Annotated in this window: 23 protein-coding genes and 1 pseudogene; 8 read left to right on the forward strand and 16 right to left on the reverse strand. The window is 61.5% G+C overall.

From position 1 onward, the window contains the following. Window positions 1-10: 10 nt before the first annotated feature. Together X265_RS11200 and X265_RS11205 are read right to left on the reverse strand one after the other, a co-directional pair. Complete coding sequence (locus tag X265_RS11200) at window positions 11-829, reverse strand: quinoprotein dehydrogenase-associated SoxYZ-like carrier (protein ID WP_164938516.1); 819 nt, start codon at window positions 827-829, stop codon at window positions 11-13. 52 nt (window positions 830-881) lie between these two features. Next, the gene (locus X265_RS11205) at window positions 882-1,808 is read right to left on the reverse strand and encodes a quinoprotein relay system zinc metallohydrolase 2 (protein ID WP_128964879.1); all 927 of its coding nucleotides are present in this window, start codon (window positions 1,806-1,808) and stop codon (window positions 882-884) included. Between the two features lie 127 nt (window positions 1,809-1,935). On the opposite strand from X265_RS11205, the gene X265_RS11210 reads away from it, so the two are divergent. Then, entirely contained in the window at window positions 1,936-2,814 is an 879-nt protein-coding gene (locus tag X265_RS11210) for a substrate-binding domain-containing protein (protein ID WP_128964880.1), read from the forward strand. Then, on the forward strand, window positions 2,811-3,368 hold the full coding sequence (locus X265_RS11215; protein ID WP_128964881.1) for a PQQ-dependent catabolism-associated CXXCW motif protein: 558 nt from the start codon (window positions 2,811-2,813) through the stop codon (window positions 3,366-3,368). The genes X265_RS11210 and X265_RS11215 overlap by 4 nt, the downstream gene beginning before the upstream one ends. Window positions 3,369-3,507: 139 nt before the next feature. Here the strand turns inward: X265_RS11215 and X265_RS11220 are convergent, their stop codons facing one another. From X265_RS11220 to X265_RS11245, 6 genes are all read right to left on the reverse strand, one after another. Next, window positions 3,508-3,810 carry a copper-binding protein gene (locus X265_RS11220; RefSeq protein ID WP_128964882.1) on the reverse strand — a complete coding sequence of 101 codons (303 nt, stop codon included), beginning with the start codon at window positions 3,808-3,810 and terminating at the stop codon, window positions 3,508-3,510. Window positions 3,811-3,945: 135 nt separating this feature from the next. Beyond that, the gene (locus tag X265_RS11225) at window positions 3,946-4,557 is read right to left on the reverse strand and encodes a hypothetical protein (protein ID WP_128964883.1); all 612 of its coding nucleotides are present in this window, start codon (window positions 4,555-4,557) and stop codon (window positions 3,946-3,948) included. Continuing rightward, a complete protein-coding gene (locus X265_RS11230) occupies window positions 4,554-5,402 on the reverse strand; it encodes an ABC transporter permease (RefSeq protein WP_128964884.1) in 849 nt (282 codons plus the stop codon). Before X265_RS11230 ends, X265_RS11225 begins: the two co-directional genes overlap by 4 nt. Beyond that, entirely contained in the window at window positions 5,399-6,205 is an 807-nt protein-coding gene (locus X265_RS11235; protein WP_128964885.1) for an ABC transporter ATP-binding protein, read from the reverse strand. Before X265_RS11235 ends, X265_RS11230 begins: the two co-directional genes overlap by 4 nt. Then, window positions 6,202-7,185 carry a YVTN family beta-propeller repeat protein gene (locus X265_RS11240; protein ID WP_128964886.1) on the reverse strand — a complete coding sequence of 328 codons (984 nt, stop codon included), beginning with the start codon at window positions 7,183-7,185 and terminating at the stop codon, window positions 6,202-6,204. Before X265_RS11240 ends, X265_RS11235 begins: the two co-directional genes overlap by 4 nt. After that, a complete protein-coding gene (locus X265_RS11245) occupies window positions 7,170-8,351 on the reverse strand; it encodes an ABC transporter substrate-binding protein (protein WP_128964887.1) in 1,182 nt (393 codons plus the stop codon). Before X265_RS11245 ends, X265_RS11240 begins: the two co-directional genes overlap by 16 nt. A gap of 60 nt (window positions 8,352-8,411) precedes the next feature. On the opposite strand from X265_RS11245, the gene X265_RS11250 reads away from it, so the two are divergent. After that, window positions 8,412-8,984, forward strand: coding sequence for a DUF3280 domain-containing protein (locus X265_RS11250; RefSeq protein WP_128964888.1), 573 nt, complete (start codon window positions 8,412-8,414; stop codon window positions 8,982-8,984). Between the two features lie 157 nt (window positions 8,985-9,141). Here the strand turns inward: X265_RS11250 and fghA are convergent, their stop codons facing one another. After that, window positions 9,142-9,987, reverse strand: coding sequence for an S-formylglutathione hydrolase (gene fghA, locus X265_RS11255; protein WP_128964889.1), 846 nt, complete (start codon window positions 9,985-9,987; stop codon window positions 9,142-9,144). A 67-nt stretch (window positions 9,988-10,054) separates the two neighbouring features. Next, window positions 10,055-10,675: a response regulator gene (locus X265_RS11260; protein ID WP_128964890.1), complete on the reverse strand. Its 621-nt coding sequence runs from the start codon at window positions 10,673-10,675 to the stop codon at window positions 10,055-10,057. A 198-nt stretch (window positions 10,676-10,873) separates the two neighbouring features. On the opposite strand from X265_RS11260, the gene X265_RS11265 reads away from it, so the two are divergent. Both X265_RS11265 and X265_RS11270 read left to right on the forward strand, forming a co-directional pair. After that, entirely contained in the window at window positions 10,874-12,232 is a 1,359-nt protein-coding gene (locus X265_RS11265; RefSeq protein ID WP_164938517.1) for a histidine kinase, read from the forward strand. Between the two features lie 198 nt (window positions 12,233-12,430). Beyond that, window positions 12,431-14,833 carry a TonB-dependent receptor gene (locus tag X265_RS11270; RefSeq protein WP_373291569.1) on the forward strand — a complete coding sequence of 801 codons (2,403 nt, stop codon included), beginning with the start codon at window positions 12,431-12,433 and terminating at the stop codon, window positions 14,831-14,833. Between the two features lie 321 nt (window positions 14,834-15,154). Here the strand turns inward: X265_RS11270 and X265_RS11275 are convergent, their stop codons facing one another. Then, window positions 15,155-15,886: a choice-of-anchor K domain-containing protein gene (locus X265_RS11275; RefSeq protein ID WP_128964893.1), complete on the reverse strand. Its 732-nt coding sequence runs from the start codon at window positions 15,884-15,886 to the stop codon at window positions 15,155-15,157. A 983-nt stretch (window positions 15,887-16,869) separates the two neighbouring features. Beyond that, on the reverse strand, window positions 16,870-17,346 hold the full coding sequence (locus X265_RS11280; protein ID WP_128969213.1) for a DUF3833 family protein: 477 nt from the start codon (window positions 17,344-17,346) through the stop codon (window positions 16,870-16,872). A gap of 194 nt (window positions 17,347-17,540) precedes the next feature. Here X265_RS11280 and X265_RS11285 point away from each other — a divergent pair, with 194 nt between their 5' ends. Next, a complete protein-coding gene (locus tag X265_RS11285) occupies window positions 17,541-18,671 on the forward strand; it encodes a YihY/virulence factor BrkB family protein (protein ID WP_128964894.1) in 1,131 nt (376 codons plus the stop codon). Between the two features lie 53 nt (window positions 18,672-18,724). On the opposite strand, the gene X265_RS11290 is transcribed toward X265_RS11285, so the two are convergent. Further along, window positions 18,725-20,650 carry an AI-2E family transporter gene (locus X265_RS11290; RefSeq protein ID WP_128964895.1) on the reverse strand — a complete coding sequence of 642 codons (1,926 nt, stop codon included), beginning with the start codon at window positions 20,648-20,650 and terminating at the stop codon, window positions 18,725-18,727. Between the two features lie 276 nt (window positions 20,651-20,926). Here X265_RS11290 and X265_RS41275 point away from each other — a divergent pair. After that, a pseudogene (locus X265_RS41275) lies at window positions 20,927-21,378 on the forward strand (YidB family protein). A gap of 38 nt (window positions 21,379-21,416) precedes the next feature. After that, window positions 21,417-21,680, forward strand: a complete 264-nt coding sequence (locus X265_RS11300) for a GlsB/YeaQ/YmgE family stress response membrane protein (RefSeq protein WP_128964896.1) — start codon at window positions 21,417-21,419, stop codon at window positions 21,678-21,680. Window positions 21,681-21,788: 108 nt separating this feature from the next. On the opposite strand, the gene X265_RS11305 is transcribed toward X265_RS11300, so the two are convergent. From X265_RS11305 to X265_RS11315, 3 genes are read right to left on the reverse strand one after another with little or no spacing between them, the layout of a single operon-like run. Then, window positions 21,789-22,523 carry a hypothetical protein gene (locus tag X265_RS11305; RefSeq protein WP_128964897.1) on the reverse strand — a complete coding sequence of 245 codons (735 nt, stop codon included), beginning with the start codon at window positions 22,521-22,523 and terminating at the stop codon, window positions 21,789-21,791. Continuing rightward, a complete protein-coding gene (locus X265_RS11310) occupies window positions 22,520-22,936 on the reverse strand; it encodes a phage holin family protein (protein ID WP_128964898.1) in 417 nt (138 codons plus the stop codon). The genes X265_RS11305 and X265_RS11310 overlap by 4 nt, the downstream gene beginning before the upstream one ends. Continuing rightward, window positions 22,933-23,613 carry a hypothetical protein gene (locus tag X265_RS11315; protein WP_128964899.1) on the reverse strand — a complete coding sequence of 227 codons (681 nt, stop codon included), beginning with the start codon at window positions 23,611-23,613 and terminating at the stop codon, window positions 22,933-22,935. Before X265_RS11315 ends, X265_RS11310 begins: the two co-directional genes overlap by 4 nt. Window positions 23,614-23,621 lie beyond the last annotated feature (8 nt).

Below are 23,621 nucleotides of genomic sequence, written 5' to 3' on the forward strand. Positions count from 1 at the left end.
CAAGAGGCATTCACGTCCCCGACTTCTCCACATCCCACTCATGGCGGAATACGTGTCCCTCCGTGTCCTTGGCTTCCGCGCGGAAGCGCTTGGCGCCGTTGGAGACATAGGTGAAGCGCAGATTGGGGTCTTCCGAGATCGAGATGCCGCCTTCCATCGACAGCACGGGGCTGTCGTCCTGCGTCAGCTTCAGCTGGTTGATGAAGAAGGCGGGGATATAGAGCTGCGTGACCTGGTCCATCTGCAGGCCGGAATTGTTTGGATGCCCGATCATGATTTGCGCCTCGCGGATGCGGCTTGCCGGCGCGTCCTCGCGCGCGAATTGCCGGTAGCGCATCTGGCCGAGGCGATTGTTGGCCTCCTCGGCATTCTTGCCGGCCGGTGCCGAGCAGCCGCCCGAGGCCTTCACATAGGTCTTTGAGACGTAGAGCTGGCCATCGCTGAGCTCGGCGACCGCGTGGACGTCGGTGTAATTGTTGACGCGCACGCGCGTGGAAATCTCGGTGACGTTGGCATCCGCGCCAAGCTCGAATTTCGCCGCCATCGGCGCCGGATTGCGATCGATCACCAGCGTGATCGATCGGATGCGGCGGCTATCTGCCGGCGACAGCTTGCTGCGCAGGGTCACCGGCACGATCGCCGCGTCCTCGGCGCGATAGGGCATCTCGATGGCGATGACGCCGCTGCCGTCGTTCATCGGACGGTTGTTGAAGATGTCCTGCACCAGACCCGGCCAGGGGTCGTAGGCCTCTTCGGCGCTGGCAGGCAGCGCGAAGGCGATGCCGAGCAATGCGGCGATCAGGGGCAGGCGGCGTGTGCATCCCGTCATGGTCAAGATCCTGTGCGGACGACGCGGTTGTTCGAGTAAGGTAGCGCGCCCGCTACTCCCATTCAATTTCAGAAAATGCTGCGGTTGCGTTGCGCGCGTTGTAATCGTCGAACAGTTCCCAACGCGGCCGCTCGGACGCCGCGGCCTTTTCGGCTGCGGTTCTGATCGGCTCGCCCTTCTTGTTCGAGGCGCGGACGTCCGACAGCAGCGTCGAAAGATAACGCTTCTCATCGGCCAGCGCGGCCGGCCAGTCGCTCACAGGGCCGTGACCCGGAACGACGCGGACCGCCGGAACGGTCTCCAACTCCTTCAGCAAGGCAAGCCAGCCGCGAATGCTGCCGTCCATGACCGGAATATGGCGGAGAAAGACCAGATCGCCGGCGAACAGTGTCTTCGTGGTCTCGTCGAATACCGTCAGGTCGTTGTCGCTGTGCGCGGCCGGCCAGGCTCGCAAGGTCAGCTGCCGCGATCCGAGATCGAGCGTCATCGTGTCCTTCACGAGCACGGTGGGCTGCACGATCTTCACGGGATCGATCAATTCGGCGCCCATGATGCGCCGGAAATTATCGAGATAATACGGCCCGCGTGTCGCCAGCGCCTGCGGCAGCTTGCTTTGGCCGACGAAGCTGGTTCCGTCTGCGACAAAGGCCGCATTGCCGAAGACATGGTCGGGATGGCCGTGGGTATTGATGACATAGCGGATCGGCTTGCTGGTTCGGGACCGCACAGCGGCCAGCAGCTCCTCGCCTTCGCGAAGGCTGCCCCCGGTATCGATCACGGCCACCGCCTCATCGCCGACGATGAAGCCGACATTGGCAATGTCGCCCTCGTTCTCCCGCGTCATCAGGGCGATAGTCCCGGAGTGCACGAAGATTCCCGGTGCCACTTCGCTCACAGGCAATTCGGTCGCCCCGGCGCGTGCTAGCGTCGCTGCGACCAGCAGGGTCAAGGCGGCGATCTTTGACGTGAGATGAGACACTTTTTCGCCTCAGTTCAGGTTTCACTGCATTGCACTGCAATACGAAAAGCCAACGCAAAGTTTGGCGAGACATGGTGCGTCCATGGCGTGCATGGATAGCATTCGAACGAAACGAGGAGGAAGCGCGATGGAGGCCGGACGACATCGTCGCTGGTTATTTTCACTTTTTGTGGTAGCGGCGTCTTGTGCAATCGGCAGCATGGCTCGCGCGCAGACGACTGACGGTGGTGACCTCTCCTTCGAGCTGGTCGATCCGAAGGTGCTTCGGGTCTGCGCCGACCCGCGCAACATGCCGTTCTCCAACGAAAAGGGCGAGGGGATCGAGAACAAGATTGCCGAACTGTTTGCGGACAAGCTGCAGAAGAAGCTCGACTACGTGTTCTTTCCGCAGGCCACGGGTTTCGTGCGAATGACGCTGGGTGCGCATCGCTGCGATGTCATCATGGGATTTCCGCAAGGCGACGACATCGTGCAGGGTACGAACCCCTATTACCGCACGACCTACGCGCTGGTCGCGAAATCAGGCAGCGGGCTCGAAGATGTCGATACGCTCGAGGATCCCAGGTTGAAGGGCAAGCACGTCGGCATCATCGCCGGCACCCCGCCGGCGACCAATATGGCCATTGCGGGGCTGATGCGCGACGCAAAGCCCTATCCGCTGATGATCGACACGCGCTACGACAATTCGGCGCAGGCGATGATCGACGATCTCACCGCGGGCAAGATCGACGCCGGGGTGCTGTGGGGGCCGATGGCGGGCTACTACGCCAAGAAGGCCGGCTCGCTGCACGTCACGCCGCTGGTGAAGGAAACCACGGGTCCCAAGCTGGTCTATCGCATCGGCATGGGCGTGCGCGCCGCCGATCAGAACTGGAAGCGGCAGCTCAACAAGCTGATCCAGGAGAACCAGGGCGAGATCAACAAGATCCTGCTCGATTTCGGCGTGCCCCTGCTCGACGAAAACGACCGGCCGCTCGGTGCGGAGACGGCCAAGACGTCGCCATGAGGCGACATCTTGCCGCTGCGCTCCTCGTCGCCGCCCTGGCGGTGCCGGCGTTGGCGCAGCAGCAGGAGCCGTTCGAGCCGGAAGGCTATCGCACCGACAATTACCGCGCGCCCGTGCCGGCGACGCTGGAAGGCGCGCGGGTGCTCACGACGGCGGATGCCGAGGCGATCTGGCGCGCGAAGAGCGGAGCCTTCATCGACGTATTGCCGCGTGCGCCGAAGCCGAAGAACCTGCCGGCCGGAACGGTCTGGCGCGATATGCCGCGGAGAAATATTCCGGGCAGTATCTGGCTGCCGGACACCGGCTACGGCGCGTTGCCGCCGGCGATGGACGATTATCTCCAGCGTGGCCTTGCGCGCGCCTCGCACGGCGACAAGGCCGCGCTGCTCGTGATCTATTGCCTCGCCGACTGCTGGATGTCCTGGAACGCCGCCAAGCGCGCGTTGACTTATGGCTATTCCAATATCGCCTGGTACCCTGATGGGACCGACGGCTGGGAACGCGCGAAGTTGCCCACGGACGAGGCGCAGCCGGAGCCGCGGCCCGAGCAGTAGGCAAACTATCTCCTCGTTATTGCGCACGGAGCGAATCAATCCAGATCTTTCCGCGGAGGGACTCTGGATTGTTTTACTCCGCTCGCAATGACAACGCGGATGCAGCATCGTCATCAGTCGGACTGCGCCGACCTGAATCTTACTGCTTCTGCAACTTCGTCAGCGTGCTCGAGCCGTCAGCGTCCGTCGCGGAGTACGTCACCCTGTCGCCGGCATGCACGGCATCCAGCATCGCGGCATCCTTGGCTTTGTACTGCTGGAGCGCGCCGGCTGCTCCACCAGTGCCGCTGCCCACCGTGCCTTTCTGGATCTGCTGGATCGAGATGGTGTTGTTGAGCCTGTTAATGCTGGTGACCATTCCGGTCATGTCGTCAGCAAAGGCGCTGGATGCGAGCATAGTGATGGCTGCAGCGCCCGCGAGGATGAATTTTGCTGTTCCCATCGAGGCCTCCCGGCGTTGGAGATTCTCATCGACAAGCCATCCTAGATCGATTTGGTTCCGGCAGATAGCGCGGTAACATTAAGGATCGCGTTGATATCGCGGGAACTTTTATGAAAGTCGTCAGCAAGGCTGACGCTATTCCATTTCCTGCTGGATGACGCGACCGAGCGCGAACAGGCGCTGGTCGATCGTGGTCGGCACTTCGCAGACGAAGCGCACCACCTTGCGGCGGTCCTCGAAGATGCGGGTGTCCCAGATCAGCTGGTTGCTCATGGTGTCGACCTTGGCGTCATCGCGCGGCGTTGCGTCCTGAAGCGCCTGGAGCTCAATCGTCTCCTCGCGGATCCTGTCGGCAGCGTCACGTTGCTTGCGGCTGACGCGCTCTAACCCACTCATGACCTGGGCGCGTTGGGCGTTCAGGGTGTCGAACAGGCCGGCAAACAGCAGCTTGGCATTGGTGGTCTTGTCGGCCGAGGCCGCGAGGAATTCCTTCACCGACTTCTCGGCCTCGTCCAACGGCGTCTTGCGCGCCGCGAGCTTGGAGACCAGTGCGCTGACCTTGCTGTCGTCCTTCCACTTGTTCTCGGCGTCATCGAGCGGGGGACCAGCCCAAACGGCGGCCAGCGAGATATCCGGAACCTTGGCCTGCGCGCAGGGCCAATTGGGATAGCGTGGATCCGCTGCGCGTGCGGCCGAGCCTGCGACCACGAACGCAAGCGCCGTCATGGCAAATGTGCGAACCATCATCCTTCGCCTCCCGCAGGCCCGCGCCGTGCCAGCCCGCGTGACGGATCATAGGCATAGATCGCGGCGATCATGAAGACGATTGTGCAAGCTCCGACCACCGCCAGCGAGATCCAGTTGATCTGCCCATACAGCGCGAAGCGGATCAGTTCGACCGCATGGGTGAACGGATTGGCCTGGCAGATATAGTACAGATAGGGACTGCCCTCCTGCACGCGCCAGAGCGGGTAGAGTGCCGAGGAGGCAAAGAACATCGGGAAGATGACGAAATTCATCACGCCGGCAAAGTTCTCGAGCTGCTTGATGCCGGAGGAGATCAGCATGCCCAGCGAGCCCAGCATCAGGCCGGACAGGATCAGGGCGGGCAGTACGGTGAGGTAGCCGATCGGGGGCGGGGTGATGTCCCAGAACCAGGCGATGATCAGGAACGCATAGACCTGGAGCAGCGACACGGCGGTGCCCGCAAGCAGCTTGCAGAACAGGAGGAAGCCGCGCGGCAGCGGGCTCACCAGCAAGGTGCGCATGTTGCCCATCTCGCGGTCATAGACCATCGAGAGCGAGGATTGCATGCCGTTGAAGAGCTGGATCATTGCCATCAATCCCGGCGCGATGAAGACCTCGTAGAGAATGTAGGTCTCGTAGGGAGGGATGATGGAGATGCCGAGCACCTGGCGGAAGCCGGCGGCGAAGATGAACAGCCACACCAACGGCCGCACCAGCGCCGAGACGAAGCGCTCGCGCTGATGCAGGAAGCGCAGGCCCTCGCGCCAGACGATACCGGTGAGGCAGGTCATGTACTCGGAGGCCGAGAAGCCGCGCGGCACGTCGCGCGTGGTGATGCTGCTCATGCGCCGCCTCCCGGCATCACTTGCGCGCCGGTCAGGCGCATGAAGGCGGTGTTGACGTCCTGCGCGCCGGCCTCGGCGATGACGCGGCTCATCGAGCCCTGCGCCAGCACCTTGCCCTGGTGCAGCACCACCAGGTCGTCACTGGGCATGATTTCGTCGAGCAGATGCGTCGCCCAGAGCACGCCGATGCCCTGCTCGGTGACGAGCTGCCGGACATGGCTGATGATATCGGCCCGCGCCTTGACGTCGAGGCCGACGGTCGGCTCGTCCAGCAAGAGCAGCCGCGGCCGATGCAGCAGTGCGCGGGCAATCTCCAGTCGCCGCATCTGGCCCCCGGAGAGATCGCGCACCTTGCTGCCGGCGCGCTCGGTGAGCCCAATGCGCGCCAGCAACTCGGCGCTGCGGGCGGCCGCCTCGCGCCTGGCGATGCCATGGAGGGCTGCGTGATAGAGCAGGTTCTGCGTCAGTGACAAATCGAGATCGAGCGTTCGCGGCTGGAATACGACGCCAAGCAACCGCAATGCCTCGCCGGGCGACCGCCTGATGTCGTGGCCGAAAATGCCGACGCGGCCGGACTGGATGCCGAACAATCGCGTGATCAGCGAGAACAGGGTGCTCTTGCCGGCGCCGTTGAGGCCGAGCAGAGCGGTGAAGCTTGCGGGCTGCACGTTGAAGGACACGTCCATCAGCGCGCGGCGCGGGCCGTAGGAATGGCTGACGCCGTCGATCGACAGCGCCGGCACCGGGGCGGCTTCCAGCCTCGGTCTGTCCTGCGATTCGGCGATGGTGGCGGGGCTGGTCATGGTGCGATCGTGATGCCCCAGGGCAGTTCGCCCACTTGAATGGTCTTGATGACTTTCTGCGCGGCGACGTCGATCACGGAAACATCGTTGGAGACGCCGTTGGTGGTGAGCAGATATTTTTCATCCGGCGTGAACGCCATGTGCCAGACGCGCTGGCCGACCAGGAGATATTTCGTCACCTTGCGCGTGGCGGTATCGACCACGGCAATGCGGTTGGCGGGGCCGAGTGCGATGAAGGCGGTCTTGTCGTCCTTGGTCATGCCGATGCCAACCGGCTGGATTGCCTCTTTGCGCAAGCCCGGAATCTCGAAATTGACCTTGCCGATCACCGCATGCTTGTTGGGATCGACAATCGAGACTGTACCGCCGATCTCCGATGACACCCACAATTCGGATGCGTCGTGCTTGTAACAGGCAAAGCGCGGCCGTGCGTCGACCAGCACGTTGGCGACGATCTGGCGCGAGCCAGTATCGATGAAGTGCGCCATGTTGGTCGTTTCCGACGTGTTGATCAGGGTTTTGCCGTCGGGGCTAATGGTCATACCCTCGGGCTCGACGCCGACCTGGATGTCGCCGAGACGGGCGCGCTTTTCCAGATCGATCACGGTCACCGTGTTGTCGTTCTCGTTGGCGACGTAGAGCGTCTTGCCGGTGGCGTCCTGGGTGAACAATTCGGGGTCGGGACCGGAGGGCAGGGTGTCCACGATGCCTTGCGTCTTGGCGTCGATCATCTGGATGGTGTCGTCATCGCCGACGGCGACCATGACGAACTTGCCGTCGCGGGTGAATTCGATCCCGCGCGGGCGCTGGCCGACCTTGATGGTCTTGGTCACGGTCCAGCTGTCGGTATCGATCACCGAGACCGTATTGCTCTTCTCGTTCGAGACATAGGCGATGAAGGCATGCGCTGGTGCCGCCGTCAGCATCAGCGCGGCCAGCAATCCCGCACGCAACATCCCAACCTTCATTTCAGCTTGCATTTGCTCTCCGGGCGATCGTAGCCGAGCGTGTCGAGCTCGGAGACCTGGTGCAGAAATCCTTCCTGCGGCGACACCGACACCACCATGCGGCCGTCGACAAGGAGTATCGGCTGGCGCAGCTGGAGATTCCAGTCGCGTAAGGTGAGCCGGGTGCCCTTGAAGGCGGCGACAGAGAAATCCGGTCTCTTGATGAAATCCGTGACCTTCTTGACGTCGCCGGAATTGGTGCGCGAGGTCGCTTCGCCGATCATCCGCACCGCCGTCCAGGCCTGCATGTCCAGCGCGGTCATGCGGCGCGAGTTCAGCTTCATGAAGCGGTTCTGCATCTGCGTCGCGCCCCACTGGTCCTGTGCGGCGTCCCAGCTGCGCGGCACGAGGCCGGCCGAGCCTGCGACAGGGCGCGGATCCCAGGTGCGGTAGGGCAGATAGGCGGCGAACACCTCGCTCTCGTCGGCGGCGACCAGCACATCGTAGGCGGGGGCCTGCTGCGTGAAGACCGGCATCTGGCGCTGGATCAACGTCACGCCGGAATCGGTGCGGCGCGCTCCGCCGGTGTCCTCGAACGTGCGCTCCTGCACGATCTTGGCCCCGAACCGCGAGGCGGCGCGGCGGAGCGCATCGGCGTAGAGCTTGTCCTGGTCATGCGAGCCGACCACCAGCAGCCAGCGCGACCATTTCTTCCAGACCAGATACTGGCCGAGCGCATCCGCCAGCATCGACCGCGTCGGCGCGGAATGAATCACATTGGCGCGGCAGTCGGCCTCGCGCAGCCGCTCGTCAATGGCGCCGGCATTGAACAGCAGCGTGCCGCGATCGCGCAGGGCATCGGAGACCTTCAGCAGCGCGTCAGCGGGCAGGTCGAGGATGATGAAGCTGTTCTTCTCGGCGAGTGCGGTCGCGGCCTGGACCGGGTCCTCGCCCTCCTCGATGCGGTGCTCCTCCAGCGTGAAATGCTGGTTGAGGAATTTTCCGGTGGTGTTGTTGTCCTCGATGGCGAGATGGGCTCCGGCGACGCCGTCATTCTGGGCCGGCTGCTCGACCAGCGACAGCGTCGATTTGGTGCCGGCGACGCCGAGATAGCCGACGCCGATTTCAATGGGGTCAGCCGCCAGCGCCTGCGTCGCCGCAAGTGCGAGGCCAATCAGGCCGACCAACCAACGGATCATGTTTCCTCCAAAATTTCTCCCCGGCTTGACCGCCGGTTGAGAATTGTTTCTGCTGGAAGCATGACCGATTTGGCAAGGCTTGCAACCCCGCATTTCGTTCGCACGCGCGCCAGCGCAGGCATCACGATCGTGCGAGCGCTGCTGTGTTTCGCCGCATTGCTGTCGACGGGATCGGCCGCGTTCGCCGATCCGCCGAAGCTTGCCGTGTTCGATTTCGAGCTGATCGACACCAGCCTGCCCGGCGAGTTCTACGGCTCGAAGCCCGAGGAGGCGCGCCTTGATCGCATCAGCGAGCAGCTCCGCAAGGAACTAGCCGATTCAGGCAAGTTCCAGTTGCTCGACATCGCGCCTATCAGGGATGCCGCCCGTCACAGCAATCTGCAGGCCTGCGGCGGCTGCGACCTCAAGCTTGCGGCGCAGCTGGGTGCCGAAGTCGAGATCACCGGCTTGGTACAGAAGGTCTCGAATTTGATCATCAATCTCAACATCTATCTGCGCGACGTGAAGACCGGCAACATGATCACGGCGGCCAGCGCCGACATGCGCGGCAATACCGATGAATCCTGGTCGCGCACGATGAGCTATCTAATCCGCAACCGCCTGCTCGCGCCAAATTACGGCAAGCCGGAGTAGGGCAACTCTCAGCGAGTCCGGAATCGCAGGGTGGGCAAAGGCGCCCTCGCGCCGTGCCCACGATCGTTCAATGATTCGAGAGAAATCGTTGGGCACGCTTCGCTGTGCCCGCCCTACGATACTGCGGTGGCGGAGAGTTAGGGGAGAAGGAAGAACCTCACCCCTTCAGCCGCTCCGCATGCCAATGCAGATGATCGCTCATGAACGTCGAGATGAAGTAATAGCTGTGGTCGTAGCCCGGCTGACGCCGCAGCGTCAGCGGGATGTTGGCCTTGCTGCAGGCGGCCTGGAGCAATTCGGGCTTGAGCTGCTCCTTCAGGAAATTATCGGCCTCGCCGACGTCGACCAGGAAGCCCGAATATTTCGCGCCGTCCTCGATCAGCGCCACGGTGTCGTGGCTGCGCCAGGCATCTTTGTTGGGCCCGAGATAGCCGTTCAGCGCCTTGATGCCCCACGGCACCTGTGACGGTGCCACGATCGGGGCAAAGGCGCTGGCCGCGCGATAGCGGTGCGGGTTGCGCAGAGCCACCGTCAGCGCACCGTGGCCGCCCATCGAATGGCCCATGACCGATTGGCGCTTGGCATCGACGGGAAAATGTCCCGCCACAAGTTTGGGCAACTCGTCGGTGACATAGCTCCACATGCGGTAGTTCCGTGCGAAGGGCTCTTGCGTGGCATCGACGTAGAATCCGGCGCCCAGGCCGAAATCATAGGCATTGTTGGCGTCACCAGGCACATCGGGCCCGCGCGGGCTCGTGTCCGGCGCGACGAAGATCAGGCCGAGTTCGGCGCAGGCTCTGCGGAATTCGCCCTTCTCGGTGACGTTGGCGTGCGTGCAGGTCAGTCCCGAGAGGTACCAGACCACAGGCAGCTTGGCGCCTTCGGCATGCGGGGGAACATAGACCGAGAACACCATATCGGTTCCGGTGACCTCGCTGGCATGGCGATACACGCCTTGCACGCCGCCGTAGGATTGATTGGTCGAGACAGTCTGGATCGTCATGCCGTTTGCTCCATGGCATCTCACCACATCTTGCAATGCCTGTGTGACCGAAATTTGCGGAGTGCTCTTACGCCACGCCGCTGTCGATCGCCAGCCGCACCAGCTCTACCGAGGTCTTCACCCCGAGCTTCTGGCGCATGATCGAGGAGGTGTTGGCGACCGTCTTGTAGGACGATTGCACCAGCCAGGCGATCTCGGACAGGCTTTTTCCGGCGCTCAGCAGTCGCAGGATCTCCATCTCGCGCGCGTTCAGCTTCGACAGCGGGCTCTGCGCCAGCGTGGGACCGGCGAAAGCGATGCTGCGCGCGATAGCGCTCGGCAGATAGGTGCCGCCCCCACCGACGGTGCGGATCGCTTCGACCAGATCGTCGGGATCGCCGGTCTTGGATACATATCCCTTGGCGCCGCATTCGATCGCGCGCGCGGCGAAGGCGGGGTCATCGTTCATGCTGAACATGATGATGCGGGCCTCCGGCGCGCGCTCCAGGATGCGGCGCGCAAGCTCGAAGCCGGAGACGGTCGGCAGGTTGATGTCGATGACACAGAGGTCGGGGCGCTCGACGATGAAGATGCTCTCGCCATCCTCGGCATCGGCGGCTTCCAAAATCTCGATTTCGCCTTCGTCGGCCAGCACGGCTCGGCAGCCGGAGGCGACAATGGGATGATCGTCGACGATCAGAATGCGCATAGGCGTTTCCCCGTGACAGCGCCTTCCCCGTGTTCGAACTGCCTGTTTCGTGCCGCATGATACCGGATGAGGACGAGTGTCCGGTCATGCAACCCGGCCGGGATTGCTGTACGCTTCCGATTAGATATCGGGCGCTTTGCCTCTGTCAACGCTATCAGACAGATGCACGCGATCCCAGGGCTAGGGCAGACGAAAGCAATGTGGCAAAATCTATCCTTGCGCGGGCGCATCAACCTTCTGCTGGCGCTGCTGCTCGCGCTCGGGCTCGTCGTCAACATCGGTCGCCAGGTCGCGGAGGCCTCTCCCCGCGTGCAGGCCGAGGACCAGAGCGTGATCCGACTGGCGCGCGAGTTCATCGAGATGATCGTTGCCGATCTCAACGAGGCGCCGGATCCCGATGCCAGGCTGAACCAGATCGCGCGTGACCTCAATCGCCTTCGCCATGTCAGCATTGGGCTCCGCGATAGCGGCGGGAACCCGCTGACGCCGCTGCGGCCCGAGACCGACGATGACACCCCCGGGCCGCCGGCCTGGTTCGTCAACCTGGTTCATCCCGAACAAACCGCCGTCAGCGTGCCGGTCTCTGTCCATGGCAAATCGGGCTCGCTCGTCATCACCTCGCATCCCAACGACGAGATCGCCGAGATCTGGGACGCGATTCTCACGCAGCTCGAGGTCGGGTCCGTAATCGCTTTGGTGCTGTTTCTGGTCATGATGAATGTCGTCGGCCGGGCGCTCGCGCCGCTCGAGTCACTGGGGCGAACCATGACCGAGATCGAGGACGGCGACTACAATGCCCGCGTCACGCCCGGCGGCGCACCCGAACTCGCCGCGATCTGCACAAAACTCAATCATCTCGCGGCAACGCTCGGCGAGGCGGTTGAGGACAAGCGGCGGCTTGCCGAGCGCGCGGTATCGCTGCAGGACGTCGAGCGCAAGGAGATCGCGCGCGAGCTGCATGATGAGTTCGGGCCATATCTGTTCTCCCTGCGTGCACATGCCAGCGCGCTGGCGAAGCTGGCCGACGGACGGGCGCCAAGCGCCGATGCCGTGCGAAAGCACGGCAGCGCCCTGCTGGAGCAGATCAATGCGCTGCAGCAGTTCACCCGCCGCGTGCTGGAGCGCTTGAGGCCCGTCGGCCTTGCCGAGCTTGGCCTTGGCAAGGCGCTGGAATCGCTGTCGCGGCTGTGGCGGGAATCGCATCCCGACGTGACGATCGAAACGTCGATCTCGCCGGCGCTCGGCGTCATGGGAGAGACCGCCGACCTCACCATCTACCGCGTTGTGCAGGAGGCGCTCACCAATGCGTTCCGCCATGCCGGTGCCACCGCGATCGTCGTGGTGATCGAGCCGGCGGAGCAGCCCGGGCGCGACGGACGAGGCTGTGCCCGGGTGCGGGTCAGCGACAACGGCCACGGCATGGAGCCGGGCCAGAAACTCGGCTTCGGTCTCGTCGGCATGCGGGAGCGCATCCTCGCGCTGGGCGGCACGCTCAATCTGGTGTCGGGCGAGGGCGGCGTCACCGTCGAGGCGCTGGTTCCGATCGCAGCGGCCTGATGAGGAAAATCTCCGATCGGGAAGAATTCCCGATTTGGTCGGGAAAACGGGTGCGGATATTGCCCGACCTTTTGTGGCTAGTGCATCCGTGAGGGCCGACTACACTTCTCCACGCGATCGGCGACGTTCAAAACAGCCGACGCGGGGGAATGGGAACGGCAGGGGATGGGTGCGCGAAAGCTTTTGATCGCCTCGTCGATGGGGCTGGTGCTTTGGACCGACGCGGGCATGGCCGCGCAGGACGAAGACACCAATGTGCAGAATCTGCCCGCCATCGAGGTGGTGGCGCCACAGCCGGCTGCGCGGCGTAGCGCGCCGCGAACGGCGGCGCGCGTGGTGAATTCCGGGAAGCCCAAGAACCGCATCTACGTCTATCCGACGGCGCCCGGCAATGCGAAGGGCCTCGAAGTCGACAAAATTCCCTCCAGCATCAACGCGGTCGATGCCAGCCAGATCAAGCGTACCGGTTCGCTGAACGTCACCGATGCGCTGCGTGACAATGTCGCCGGCGTCAACATCACGGAGGTGAGCGGTAATCCGTTCCAGCCGAATGTCGAGTTTCGCGGCTTTGTTGCCTCGCCCATCGTTGGCACACCGCAAGGGCTCGCCGTCTACCAGAATGGCGTGCGCATCAACGAAGCGTTTACCGACAGCGTCAATTGGGACCTGATCCCGACCGCAGCGATCCGCTCGGTCACGGTGGTGACCAACAACCCGGCCTTCGGCCTCAATGCACTCGGCGGCGCCGTCAATCTACAAATGAAGGACGGCTTTACCTATCAAGGCGCCGAGATCGACACGATGGGTGGTTCGTTCGGCCGCATCCAGAGCTCGGCGCAATGGGGCAAGCAGGTCGACACCAACTACGCCGTTTATGCCGCGCTCGAAGGGCTGCACGACAACGGCTTCCGCACCTCCTCGCAGTCGGACGTGCGCCGCTTCTACGGCGATGTCGGCTACAAGGGCGGGGACAGTGAATTCCACGTCAACATGGGGCTCGCCAACAACAATTTCGGCGCCTCTGCCACCGTTCCGGCCGAACTGCTACAGCAATATTGGGGTGCGATCTACACCAACCCGCAGACCACCAACAACCGTGTCGGCTACGTCAATCTCACCGGCAAGGTCGAGGCGACGCCGACCTGGACGTTCGAAGGCACCGCGCATGCGCGCGTGTTCGAGCAGCGCGTGGTCGACGGCAACCCAACCAGCGTGCAGGAATGCGCCGCCGTCGGTTTGCTCTGCTTTGGCGACGATACCACGCCTGCGAATGGTCTCAATGGGGCGCAGCTCGCCAATCCCTTCCCGACCGGAAGCCTCCTCGGAGAACTCGACCGAACGACCACGCGATCGACAACGTTCGGGGTGTCCGGGCAAGCGACCAACACGGACAGGTTGTTCGATCATGAGAACCGATTCGTTCTCGGCGCCAGCTTCGATGCCAGCGTCACGCGATTCAATGCGACCGCAGAGCTCGGAACCATCGGCACCGATTACGTGGTCAGCGGCAGCGGGGTTTTCCTCGGCCAGTCCGGCACCCCCGCGACCGGCGAGATGGGACCGGTGTCGCTACGAACCGTCAACCAATATACCGGCCTCTATGCGCTCGACACGTTCAACGTGACCGATGCCTTCGCCATCACCGGCGGTGGCCGATTCAACCACGCCCGTGTCACGCTGGAGGACCAGCTCGGCACCGCGCTCAACGGCGATCACACCTACGACCGCTTCAACCCTGTTATCGGGGGCACCTACAAGATCACGCCGGAGCTCACTGCCTACGCCGGCTATTCCGAGGCCAACCGCGTGCCGACGCCGCTCGAGCTCGGTTGTGCCGATCCGAACAACCCGTGCTTGATCGCCTCCTTCCTGGTCTCCGATCCACCGCTGAAGCAGGTGGTGTCCAAGACGGTCGAAGCTGGCCTGCGCGGCACCAGGGAATTGAATATCGGTACGCTCGGCTGGAAGATCGGCGGCTTCCGCGCCACAAATTATGACGACATCATGGGTCTGCCCGTGGCGGGACGTCAGGGCTTTGGCTTCTTCCAGAACGTCGGCAACACGCGCCGGCAGGGCCTCGAGGCCGAGGTCAACCTCAAATCGGACACCCTCCAGTTCCACGCCAGCTACGCGTTCGTGGACGCGCGTTTTCTCGACGCTCTCGAGCTGTCGTCCAATAGCCCCACCGCCGTGTTGAACGGCGGCCTCATCCAAGTCGTGCCGGGTAACCAGATCCCGGCCGTGCCGCGCCACCGCATCAAGGCCGGTATCGAATATGCCGTGACCGACGCCTGGAAGGTCGGTGGCGAGGCGCTGTGGGTCTCCAGCCAGTATCTGGCCGGCGACGAAGCCAATCTCGAGGCCAAGCTGCCGTCCTATGCCGTCTTCAACCTGCACACGTCGTACCAGGTCAGCAAGAACGTCCAGCTCTACGGCAAGGTCGACAACATCTTCGACAACCGCTACGCGACCTACGGCACCTTCTTCGATACCACTGCGGTGCCGAATTTCGCCAATGGCGGAGCCGCCTTCACCGACCCACGCTCGCTGAGCCCGGCAAGGCCGCGTGCGTTCTATGCGGGGATGCGTGTGACGTTCTGAGTGCACCACAGCAGCTTGCGGCTGGTGGGCAAGGCATGGCCCAATCTAGTTTTCAGGCGCATCCTGCCAGTGTCGCTCCAGCAGAAGCGTTTGACAGAAGCCAAGATTTGTGGCCCGAACGCGCAGTGCTGTTAGGACCCGTGGTCGTCCGCTTACTGGGGTAGACCGAAAAGGAATGCCAAACTCGCTGAAGGGAGCGATCGACCCGAGGCGGAACTCCGTTCTGCTTATAGTTGAAGCTTTCTGACCGCAATTTTTGACAATCAACAGACTAAAGAAGCCGCCAATGGGCGGCTTCTGTCTTGACATATCTTCGTAGCGTCAGACGGACAGTGCTGAGAATGATTTTCGATTGCGATAGGAGGCAAAGCCAACGCCTGCGAAGCCAATGAGCATCATTACCCAGGTGGATGTCTCAGGAACGCCTCCTATTACGCCCGAGGTGTCTCGGGTGACTTCGGCGTACAAATCCGCCGTAGCGCTTCCGCCTTCAATAACGTGCAGTTGGGTGCTGCTGGAGGAAAGGAAGCCATCACCCACTACGTTCTGGAAGTCCACTAATGTTACGGTGTAGTTCGTCCCGCCGATATTGAAGATGCTTGGCGTGAAGGTACTTGGAAGGTTCACAAAGTCGGCGCTTGCGATTGGGTCGCTCGTGTTCGGTGTTGTCACAAGGCCAAGCGTAAATGTACTCGTGACCAAACCAAGAGCGCTCGGGGTCGTGAAATTCGTGGCTAGCTGAAGGTCAACAGATGTTGCCTGCGTTCCCAACGAGATTGCGCCGTTATGGTAGAAAAGGGTGCCCACGTAAAAGGGGACCTCAAACGCACTTGCAAACGAAGGATTGCCGGTAAATGTCAGTCGCGTCGGCACGTCGATTGTCTGGCCGTACGTGAAGTTGTTTGTTCCAACCCCTGTCGTGGTAGCCCCAACTGGCAGTGGGTTTACAAAAATGCCGCTCGACGAGCCTTCAACGTCCGCCGCTTTCGCGGGTATGTCTCCGAAGCTTGCAATTCCTGCTAGGACGACAACAAGCGCTATGTGGTTTCTCATTTGATGCTCCGATAATTAAATGAATTTCCTTCCTTCCAATTAAACAAAGCCAAAAACCGCGCTTAGAATATCCACCTTAATTCATTTTGCGTCAATCGCCGACAGCTTCTTGCCAGCGCAAATTCCGGGGGCTTGCTCTTCCAAATCCGTGGCGGCGGCCCTTTCAATAATCAAGTCATTCTCTCTGCATGGATTTTTAATCGTGCGTTGTTCTGGTCCGACTGCGGAGTTCGACGCTCACTGAGAAGGTCGGCTTATCGGGGTAAAGCGAAAGCGGCTACATGGCGTTCCACTGGCGAACTGAAACTCCAACTCGATCTCTACAGGCCCGCCGTTGTCCCAAAGGCTGCGTTGCAGTTTCTTGCGGACGGCACCGCGCACAGATTCACATATTCGCTGGGCGACAAAGGAGCGCGATCGGAAGAGCAAAAAGCCAGGCTTCTTGTTGAGCAAATATGTTGCCTGATGAGTTCGCAGGCGCAAGCTACGTCGATACTCCCACTAATTCTGTGGCAACCGTTTGGAACGGAATGATTCCAAGTGCTCTGCCAGCGGTTCCGGGCGCCTCGACAAGTAGCGCTTTTGCTATCAACAATTTCGGCCGGGTCGTCGGTGTTAGCAATTCCGGTGCGTCGAGCATCGCAACTGTGTGGAATGCCAACATCCCCACAGCGCTGAACCTTCCGGCAAATACGACAGGTAGTACGGCGCTAGACGTCAATGATGTCGGTCGGGTGGTCGGATAGAGCATCGATGGCGAAGGACACGCTTTTGCAACACTCTGGAATGGGTCGACGCTTACCTTACTTCAGATGCCCGCGACGGACGTAAGTAGCGTCGCATATTCGATTAACGAACTAGGCCAGGTCGCTGGTTCCATCACTGATGCGAACGGACGGACCCTCGCGGTGATGTGGGATGGTTCGTCGATCGTTCAGTTAGATGAGCTGATCCACGATGATCACCGCGATTTTCCTGATGGCCTAAATTCTCTTGTAGGTGACATGCGCCGTCGCGAATGGAATGCCAGCGCGCCCCGCGCTACCGCGGACGATGCACGCACGATCATCGATGGCATAGAACCAATCATCGAAGTTCAGTTTGAAAGACTTGCCATCGCCTTGCGGCGTATCTCGGGTGTACTTCCAATGGAACGCGCATCCGACCTGCTCGCCGACCGCTTCGCCTTCCAGCCGGTTCTCATGCCCCGTATATTGACCTTCGGCCGTCTTATGAATTGTCCATCTCAGTGTATCGCTGTGACCGTCATCGAACGTATAGGTCTCAGTGAAAACGACCGTGTCGGTGTCGCTGTCCAATTCCCCGTGAGCCGTGATTGCCGCACGCTTGAGGAGGCCTCCGACAAGACTTTCCATTACCGCCCATCCTTCGAGGCGACCGACAAAGAACCTCTCGGGAAGGAATAGGGGCGCGGTGCCCGCGAACGCGTCTATAGCCATGGATGATCCTTTCGGCGACACAAGCCGTTGTTCGAAAAGAAGTTCCACCTCGATCGCGGCATCCTCCGGCTCAGCTTTAGCTGAAGCTTGCAGAACGAGCATTCGATAGAGCGCGTCCTGCTTGGTTTAGCGCTCCATGAACTCGAAAAAAGGAACACCGGCGGTCCGATTTGATTGGATGCTCGGAGAGCACCATGAAGAACGTTTGGGCCAAATCAGGCGAGCAAGAAAACCTCAGTAGCTGGGGACTGGCCACCGCGATCGGGCTGCTTGTGGTCGCATTTGTGGTGGAGCGTGTGGCACCGCCGGAGCGCCAGGCGCGACTCGCCGAAAAGTCACCCGCTCGTGCCGCTAGAGCCGGCGCACAAGATAGAGGAGAAGAGCGCGGCCGGCATGCCACCTCTCCGTCAGAGATCCCCGCGAAGGGATGGAAGGATATCCTGCTGCGGGTCTATTCCGACGTCTCGAAGCACCGCATCTTAGCCCTCGCTGCAGGCATGACCTACTACAGCATACTTGCCATTTTTCCCGCGATCGCGGCGCTGGTTGCGGTTTACGGACTGTTCTCCGATCCCATGACCATCGGCAAACACCTCGATCAGCTCGGCGGATTCCTGCCGGGCGGGGCGCTGGAGGTTGCGAGAGAGCAACTGACCCGCGTGGCGTCAAAGGGCTCCCACACGCTCGGCATCACTTTCCTGATCGGACTGGCAACATCTCTCTGGAGTGCGAACGCGGCCATGAAGTCGCTTTTCGACACCATGAACATCGTCCATGGAGAGGACGAGAAGCGCGGCTTCTTCAAGCTGAATGCTGTTTCGCTGAGCTTCACGATCGGGGGTATATTATTCATCCTAGCGGCTCTTGGCGCCATCGTCGCTGTTCCGGTGCTCCTCAACTATGTAGGCTTGTCCAATACCGCCGACCTTCTACTTCGTATCGGCAGATGGCCTGCGATGTTTCTGGTACTCACGCTGGCCTTGGCCTTGATCTACCGATACGGCCCGAGCCGGGAAGCCGCCCAATGGCGCTGGGTGACGTGGGGTAGCGCGATCGCCGCGCTGCTTTGGCTGGCGGTCTCCGGCTTGTTTTCCTGGTACGCTGCCAGTTTTGGCAAGTTCAATGAGACGTACGGTTCGCTTGGGGCCGTCATTGGCTTCATGACCTGGCTATGGATTTCGGCCATCGTCGTCCTCCTTGGCGCCGAAATCGATGCCGAGATGGAGCATCAGACCGCTCGCGACACAACGACCGGGCCTCCAACCAATCTGGGCGCACGGGGCGCACGCGTCGCTGACACGGTGGGCGCCGCGCAAGGCCGGTGAAGGACAGTTGGTGGAGATCATCCGCCGTCGTACGCCTGCTTCTTGCCTGCCATTCACGACAATGCTGTTGGCCGGGATCCCTTCTGGGCTTCAGCCACACACACATCTACAGCAGCTCGCAGCGAACTGACGTAATAATCAGCCCCCACGGCCATCTGCACTGCTTTATCTTTGAGAACCTCGTCATCGGCGGGCCATAACCCGACGAGAAGGGGGGTATCAGGGAGCCTGCGCCTCAGTCGCTGCAGCAAATAGCGCAAATGCGAAGGATTGCCCTGGATGTCAAGGTACGAGATGCAAACCATTGCAACACCCGTTACCTCCAAAGAGCTGATCCCTTCTCGCGACGCCTCATGATAGCTCGCCACCCTTGCTCCGAGACCGTGCTTGTCGAGCAGTTGCGCCAGCATCGCAGCCGCGGATTCGTCGAGGGGACCTTTGCCCGCAAGGCATAACACCGGCCGCTCGCCCTGCCACGGGGCCGAGAGCGAGCGGGGGTTCAAGATGGTCTTCGGCGGAGGCGATTCCGCAATGCGTTGCTGGTCTTTCGGAGTTCCAGCCGGCGGCTCTCCGGAGGAAGGCGGATGGCCGTCATCGTAGGTCGACAGCTCGCTTATCAGGCCGAGGATCGTATTCCTGACCTTCTCCAGTTGCCGGTGACCGATCGCGCCGCGTTCCGCGTCATTCGCAGCAAGCTGCAAGCCCTTGAGCGCAACCTCGTCGTAGTAGGAAGACAAGGAGCGCTTGTCCAACAGGAGCTCCGCATGGTCTTGAGCCTCGTCGGCATCTCCTGCCAGGATTCGCTGATAGAAGCTCTCGACCGGGGTCAGCGGTGGCCGATCACCAAGCAGAACGTCAAGAAATTCAAGCCGGTCCACGTATCTGCCAAGAACGACCAGGCACAATGTCAGAGGCATCGAAAGCACTAGTCCGATCGATCCCCAGAGCCAGCTCCAGAAAATGGCGGAAACGACGACCGCAAAAGGCGAGAGGCCGGTGCTGTGGCCGTAGAGAACCGGTTCAACGCCTTGGCTCACCAGCAGTTCGACCACCACGTAGAGTGCGGCCGTCCAAATCGCCATGGACCAGCCGGGGTCAACCGCCGTTGCAAGTGCGATGGGCAGGCCTGCCGACATGAACGAGCCGATGTAGGGCACAAATCGCAGCAATGCGGAAAGAATGCCCCAGAGAATTGGGTTGGGCACACCGATCAAATAAAGGCCTGATCCGATGACGAGTCCGAATGCCGAATTCAACCCAAGTTGTGCCAGGAAATAGCGGCTCAATCGTTTGGCGGCGTCATCCATCGCCACGGTCGTCCGATGCAAATCCGTGGAGCCGAACAATCGGATCATACGATCGCGCAAATCCTCCTTCTGCAGCAGCACAAAAATGGCGACGACCACAATGATCCCGAATGTGGCGAATGGTGACAGGACCGGCGACAGATATTTTTCCAACAGCGCTAACGGATTTGATGGCTGGGCACCGGGCGCTGGCTGCTCGCGAGGGGGGGAGTCGGCCCTCGGCGTCGAAGGCGGCGTTGTGGAGGTTTGCCCAGACTTTACGTCATAACCAAAATGCTCAACTACGCCTGATATCTTATCCAAGGCTAACTCCCGCACGGTCAAGACCTTCTTCTCGATCGTCGAAGCATATTCCGGGGCATGACGCGTCAATTGCGCGACCTGAGATCCGATGATGGTGCCGATGACAGCGATGATCCCGATCGCAAAGAGGACGGCGATGAGAACCGACGGGATCCGGCCAAGCCGCAACCGGCGAAGGAAGTTCACCAGTGGAGACAGCACGAACGATAGAAGAACCGCGACGGTGATCGGTACGAGCACCTCTCTTGCAAAATAGAGCGCAGCTACGATGATGACGCCAATCTGCAGCGATAAGATGGTCGAAGCCGGACTGGCGGCGGCTGGGACATTTTCTTCTTCCCAGGACGGGGAGCGATCCGCATGAGACATGGCGGCCCTATGAGGCAGGCACCCCGCAAGCGGCGCGGCGCTTAGCCGAACCCGCCGTTCTTCCAAACGTTCCCACGCCCGCAGTCATCGTTTGGGATCCGCAGACGGGTGATGGCCATAAGCAAGGAGCTCCGACTTTTGTGCCAGTCCAAGAGGCCTCGCGTCTACCCACACCCTCTCTGGCGCCGGGTTCAGCGCAACGCTTGCAGGGGCGGCGGATAGGAACACCCCGGTCTCCTCCAAGTTCAACTTCTCAACCTGTTGAGGAGCCCTAAGATGAGCCGCGGAATGCCCTCCATGACCGCACTTCTCGGAATGCTGGCGATTGCCGGGTATCAGAATCGCGACAAGCTGGCGGAGTTGCTTAGAGGGCCAGGCGCTGGATCGCTGGAGCCAACCGCCAGCAGCCGCTCGGCGGCCTTCTCGGAAATCTTACAGGTATGTTGAGCGGCGCGGGCGTTGCGGGCCTGCTTCAAGGAGGAATTGGCGAACTCCTGGAAAACTTCAACCAGAATGGCCATGGAGACACGGCCAAGTCTTGGGTCAGTTCTGGGCCAAACAAGGAGATTTCGCCCCCGCAGCTCCGGGAAGCAATCGGGCCCGAAGTGTTGGACAAGCTCGAGAAGGAGACCGGGCTCTCTCAAGAAGAAATCCTCGCAAGGCTATCGCGTGAGCTGCCACAGGCGATCGACAAGTATACGCCCGAGGGGCGCCTACCAAACTCATAGCCGTTGAACTGTCCCCCATCGATTATCAGGAGTGGAGCATGAGCATTATTTGGACGGTTATCATCGGCTTTATCGCAGGCGTGATCGCAAAATTCATCATGCCGGGTGACAACGAACCCTCAGGGTTCATCCTTACGACTATTCTCGGCATCGTCGGCGCCTTCGTTGCCACCTATCTTGGCCAAGCACTTGGCTGGTACCGTCCAGGAGAGGGTGCCGGACTCATTGGTGCCGTGTTCGGCGCCATGATTGTGCTCTTTGTGTATGGCCTATTCGCTGGGCGACAAAGGAGCGCGATCTGAAAAGCAAAAGGCCAGGCTTCTTGCTGAGCAAGTATGTTGCCTCAACTATGTTGCCTGATGAGTTCGCGGGAGCGTGCCGCCGTCAGCACGCACCTGCGATAACGCTCATCAAGAAGACTTCACCTCGGCACGCGCTGCTGCGGCAGCATCCGAGCCAGTTTGCTTGAGGCGGTCCACCAGTTCCGCGCCGGTGTCGCTGATCTCTGCGACGACGGTGTCCGAAGCTTCCCGGAGAGCCTGCGAGACTGCACCGGCGCGTCGATTCAGATCCGCCTTCAGGTCGTCGCTGACGTCGCCGATATACTTGTTCTCCATATCGGACGCGCGAAACGCGCCCGCAACTGCAGCCCCGATCGCGACACCCACGAAACCGAGCACGAGGGGCTGCCGTTCAAGCATATCGGCAAGCGACGATTTTGCGCTGTTGACGGTTTGTCTGTCCGGAAACGAACTGCCGAGTTTGCTGAATTGCTCCTGCGCGAAGGCGAGGCCCTCGTCGAAACGGTCGCGGACGTTGTCGGCAGCTCCCGAGACAGCATCGGAACCGGCAGCGGTGGCGCCACGAAACGTGTCTCCGACGCCCATCGACCTGTCGTCGTCCATTTCAGGTGCGGTCGGAGGCGCCACAGTCTGCTTGACGGCGGATGCCGCCGACCTGAGACCGCCCGTTGCAGCGTCGGCGGTTGATGTAACGGTCTCTGTCGCCGATCGGGCCGCACTCTTGACCCTTTGGTCGCCGGCGAGCAACCAGAGCGCTCCTCCCCCGATCAGCGCGGCGGCAAGGGGGTTTTCCCTGGCGGCGATCACCAAACTGTCCATAAAGCTGGTTTTTGTGCTGGTCATCGCACCATTCCCTTCACGGTATCCTCATCCTTTTCGAGCTGGCCGATCGTTTCCCGGGGGGCCAGATGTCGCGCATCAAGGCGGTTGATACCGATGGCAACCAGCACCGCGGCGATCACCGCCGCGATGATTGCTGAGGTCAGATAGGAAACCGGCGGCGACCATCCCGCGGAGATCAATGCTGCGGACAAGGCGAAAAGCGCCATGACGATCGCCGGGATCACCAAAACGGCGCCGCCTACGATTAGGCCTAACGCCCCGGCGATCTTCTGAAGCTTGTCGCCGAGCTCCGCTTTTGCCAGGTCTATTTCATTCTGGAACAGCTTGGCGAACTGCGACATGGCATCGGCGAGCAGTGTTGAGATAGCCCTGAATTCGCCCTGGCTGGTTTTGATGTCGCGCTCGATGCTCATGGTACGGTGCTGCCCTGTGCCGACGAGGTTTGTTTCGTATTAGAGCTGCCCTGGGTGGATTCCTGAGCCCAGGCTTGTTGGCCCGCCCCGAACGAGCTCCCGCCCGGCTGCTGACCCTCTCCCGAAGACGAACTGCCCGTCATCTTGCTCTGCCCCGCGGATGAGGACTGCCCTCCTGATGCCTTCAAGAAGCGCACGGCGGCGAAGCCTGCCAGCACTGATATCCCGAGAAAGGCGGCGGGCTGACGTTTGGCAAAATCGGTGGCACCCTCGAGGAGATCTCTGAAGCTTCCTTCCCGGATCTTCTGCGCAGAGTTCTCGACATAGTCGGCGGCGGAATCGATTCCCCGCGCCGCAAACGGCACGTCTGCCTCAAACGCGCGGGCGGCTTCGCGAATATTGCCTGCCAGGCGCTCGATGAATTCGGCGCCGGAGCGCTGCTGCTCGCGAGCCTGGCTCTGGATCTGGTCAACGGCCCCGTCCGCGACGCTCTTCGCGGCATCTGCGGCCTCCCCGAACTTGTCCCGTGCAAGACCGGCCGATGCCTGGAAAGCATCGCCCGCGCGCTGCTTCATCTCCGCTCCGGCATCGCTAAGCTGTTCTTTGAAATCATTCGCGGTGCCCCTGTTCTGGTTCTTCCCGAATTCAGTGACGTTGTGTGGGTCCAAATCGCTCATGACGGTCT

The organism is Bradyrhizobium guangdongense, assembly GCF_004114975.1.
GTDB lineage: Bacteria > Pseudomonadota > Alphaproteobacteria > Rhizobiales > Xanthobacteraceae > Bradyrhizobium > Bradyrhizobium guangdongense.

Excerpts from the sequence above, each read along its gene's own strand:
- X265_RS11275 (WP_128964893.1), bottom strand. The coding sequence starts at position 15,886 with ATGAGAAACCACATAGCGCTTGTTGTCGTCCTAGCAGGAATTGCAAGC.
- X265_RS11215 (WP_128964881.1), top strand. The coding sequence starts at position 2,811 with ATGAGGCGACATCTTGCCGCTGCGCTCCTCGTCGCCGCCCTGGCGGTG.
- X265_RS11270 (WP_373291569.1), top strand. The coding sequence starts at position 12,431 with ATGGGGCTGGTGCTTTGGACCGACGCGGGCATGGCCGCGCAGGACGAA.
- X265_RS11310 (WP_128964898.1), bottom strand. The coding sequence starts at position 22,936 with ATGAGCATCGAGCGCGACATCAAAACCAGCCAGGGCGAATTCAGGGCT.
- X265_RS11225 (WP_128964883.1), bottom strand. The coding sequence starts at position 4,557 with ATGATGGTTCGCACATTTGCCATGACGGCGCTTGCGTTCGTGGTCGCA.
- X265_RS11235 (WP_128964885.1), bottom strand. The coding sequence starts at position 6,205 with ATGACCAGCCCCGCCACCATCGCCGAATCGCAGGACAGACCGAGGCTG.
- X265_RS11220 (WP_128964882.1), bottom strand. The coding sequence starts at position 3,810 with ATGGGAACAGCAAAATTCATCCTCGCGGGCGCTGCAGCCATCACTATG.
- X265_RS11290 (WP_128964895.1), bottom strand. The coding sequence starts at position 20,650 with ATGTCTCATGCGGATCGCTCCCCGTCCTGGGAAGAAGAAAATGTCCCA.
- X265_RS11200 (WP_164938516.1), bottom strand. The coding sequence starts at position 829 with ATGACGGGATGCACACGCCGCCTGCCCCTGATCGCCGCATTGCTCGGC.
- X265_RS11260 (WP_128964890.1), bottom strand. The coding sequence starts at position 10,675 with ATGCGCATTCTGATCGTCGACGATCATCCCATTGTCGCCTCCGGCTGC.
- X265_RS11265 (WP_164938517.1), top strand. The coding sequence starts at position 10,874 with ATGTGGCAAAATCTATCCTTGCGCGGGCGCATCAACCTTCTGCTGGCG.
- X265_RS11280 (WP_128969213.1), bottom strand. The coding sequence starts at position 17,346 with ATGGCTATAGACGCGTTCGCGGGCACCGCGCCCCTATTCCTTCCCGAG.
- X265_RS11250 (WP_128964888.1), top strand. The coding sequence starts at position 8,412 with ATGACCGATTTGGCAAGGCTTGCAACCCCGCATTTCGTTCGCACGCGC.
- X265_RS11315 (WP_128964899.1), bottom strand. The coding sequence starts at position 23,613 with ATGAGCGATTTGGACCCACACAACGTCACTGAATTCGGGAAGAACCAG.
- X265_RS11230 (WP_128964884.1), bottom strand. The coding sequence starts at position 5,402 with ATGAGCAGCATCACCACGCGCGACGTGCCGCGCGGCTTCTCGGCCTCC.
- fghA (WP_128964889.1), bottom strand. The coding sequence starts at position 9,987 with ATGACGATCCAGACTGTCTCGACCAATCAATCCTACGGCGGCGTGCAA.
- X265_RS11240 (WP_128964886.1), bottom strand. The coding sequence starts at position 7,185 with ATGCAAGCTGAAATGAAGGTTGGGATGTTGCGTGCGGGATTGCTGGCC.
- X265_RS11305 (WP_128964897.1), bottom strand. The coding sequence starts at position 22,523 with ATGACCAGCACAAAAACCAGCTTTATGGACAGTTTGGTGATCGCCGCC.
- X265_RS11210 (WP_128964880.1), top strand. The coding sequence starts at position 1,936 with ATGGAGGCCGGACGACATCGTCGCTGGTTATTTTCACTTTTTGTGGTA.
- X265_RS11300 (WP_128964896.1), top strand. The coding sequence starts at position 21,417 with ATGAGCATTATTTGGACGGTTATCATCGGCTTTATCGCAGGCGTGATC.
- X265_RS11245 (WP_128964887.1), bottom strand. The coding sequence starts at position 8,351 with ATGATCCGTTGGTTGGTCGGCCTGATTGGCCTCGCACTTGCGGCGACG.
- X265_RS11285 (WP_128964894.1), top strand. The coding sequence starts at position 17,541 with ATGAAGAACGTTTGGGCCAAATCAGGCGAGCAAGAAAACCTCAGTAGC.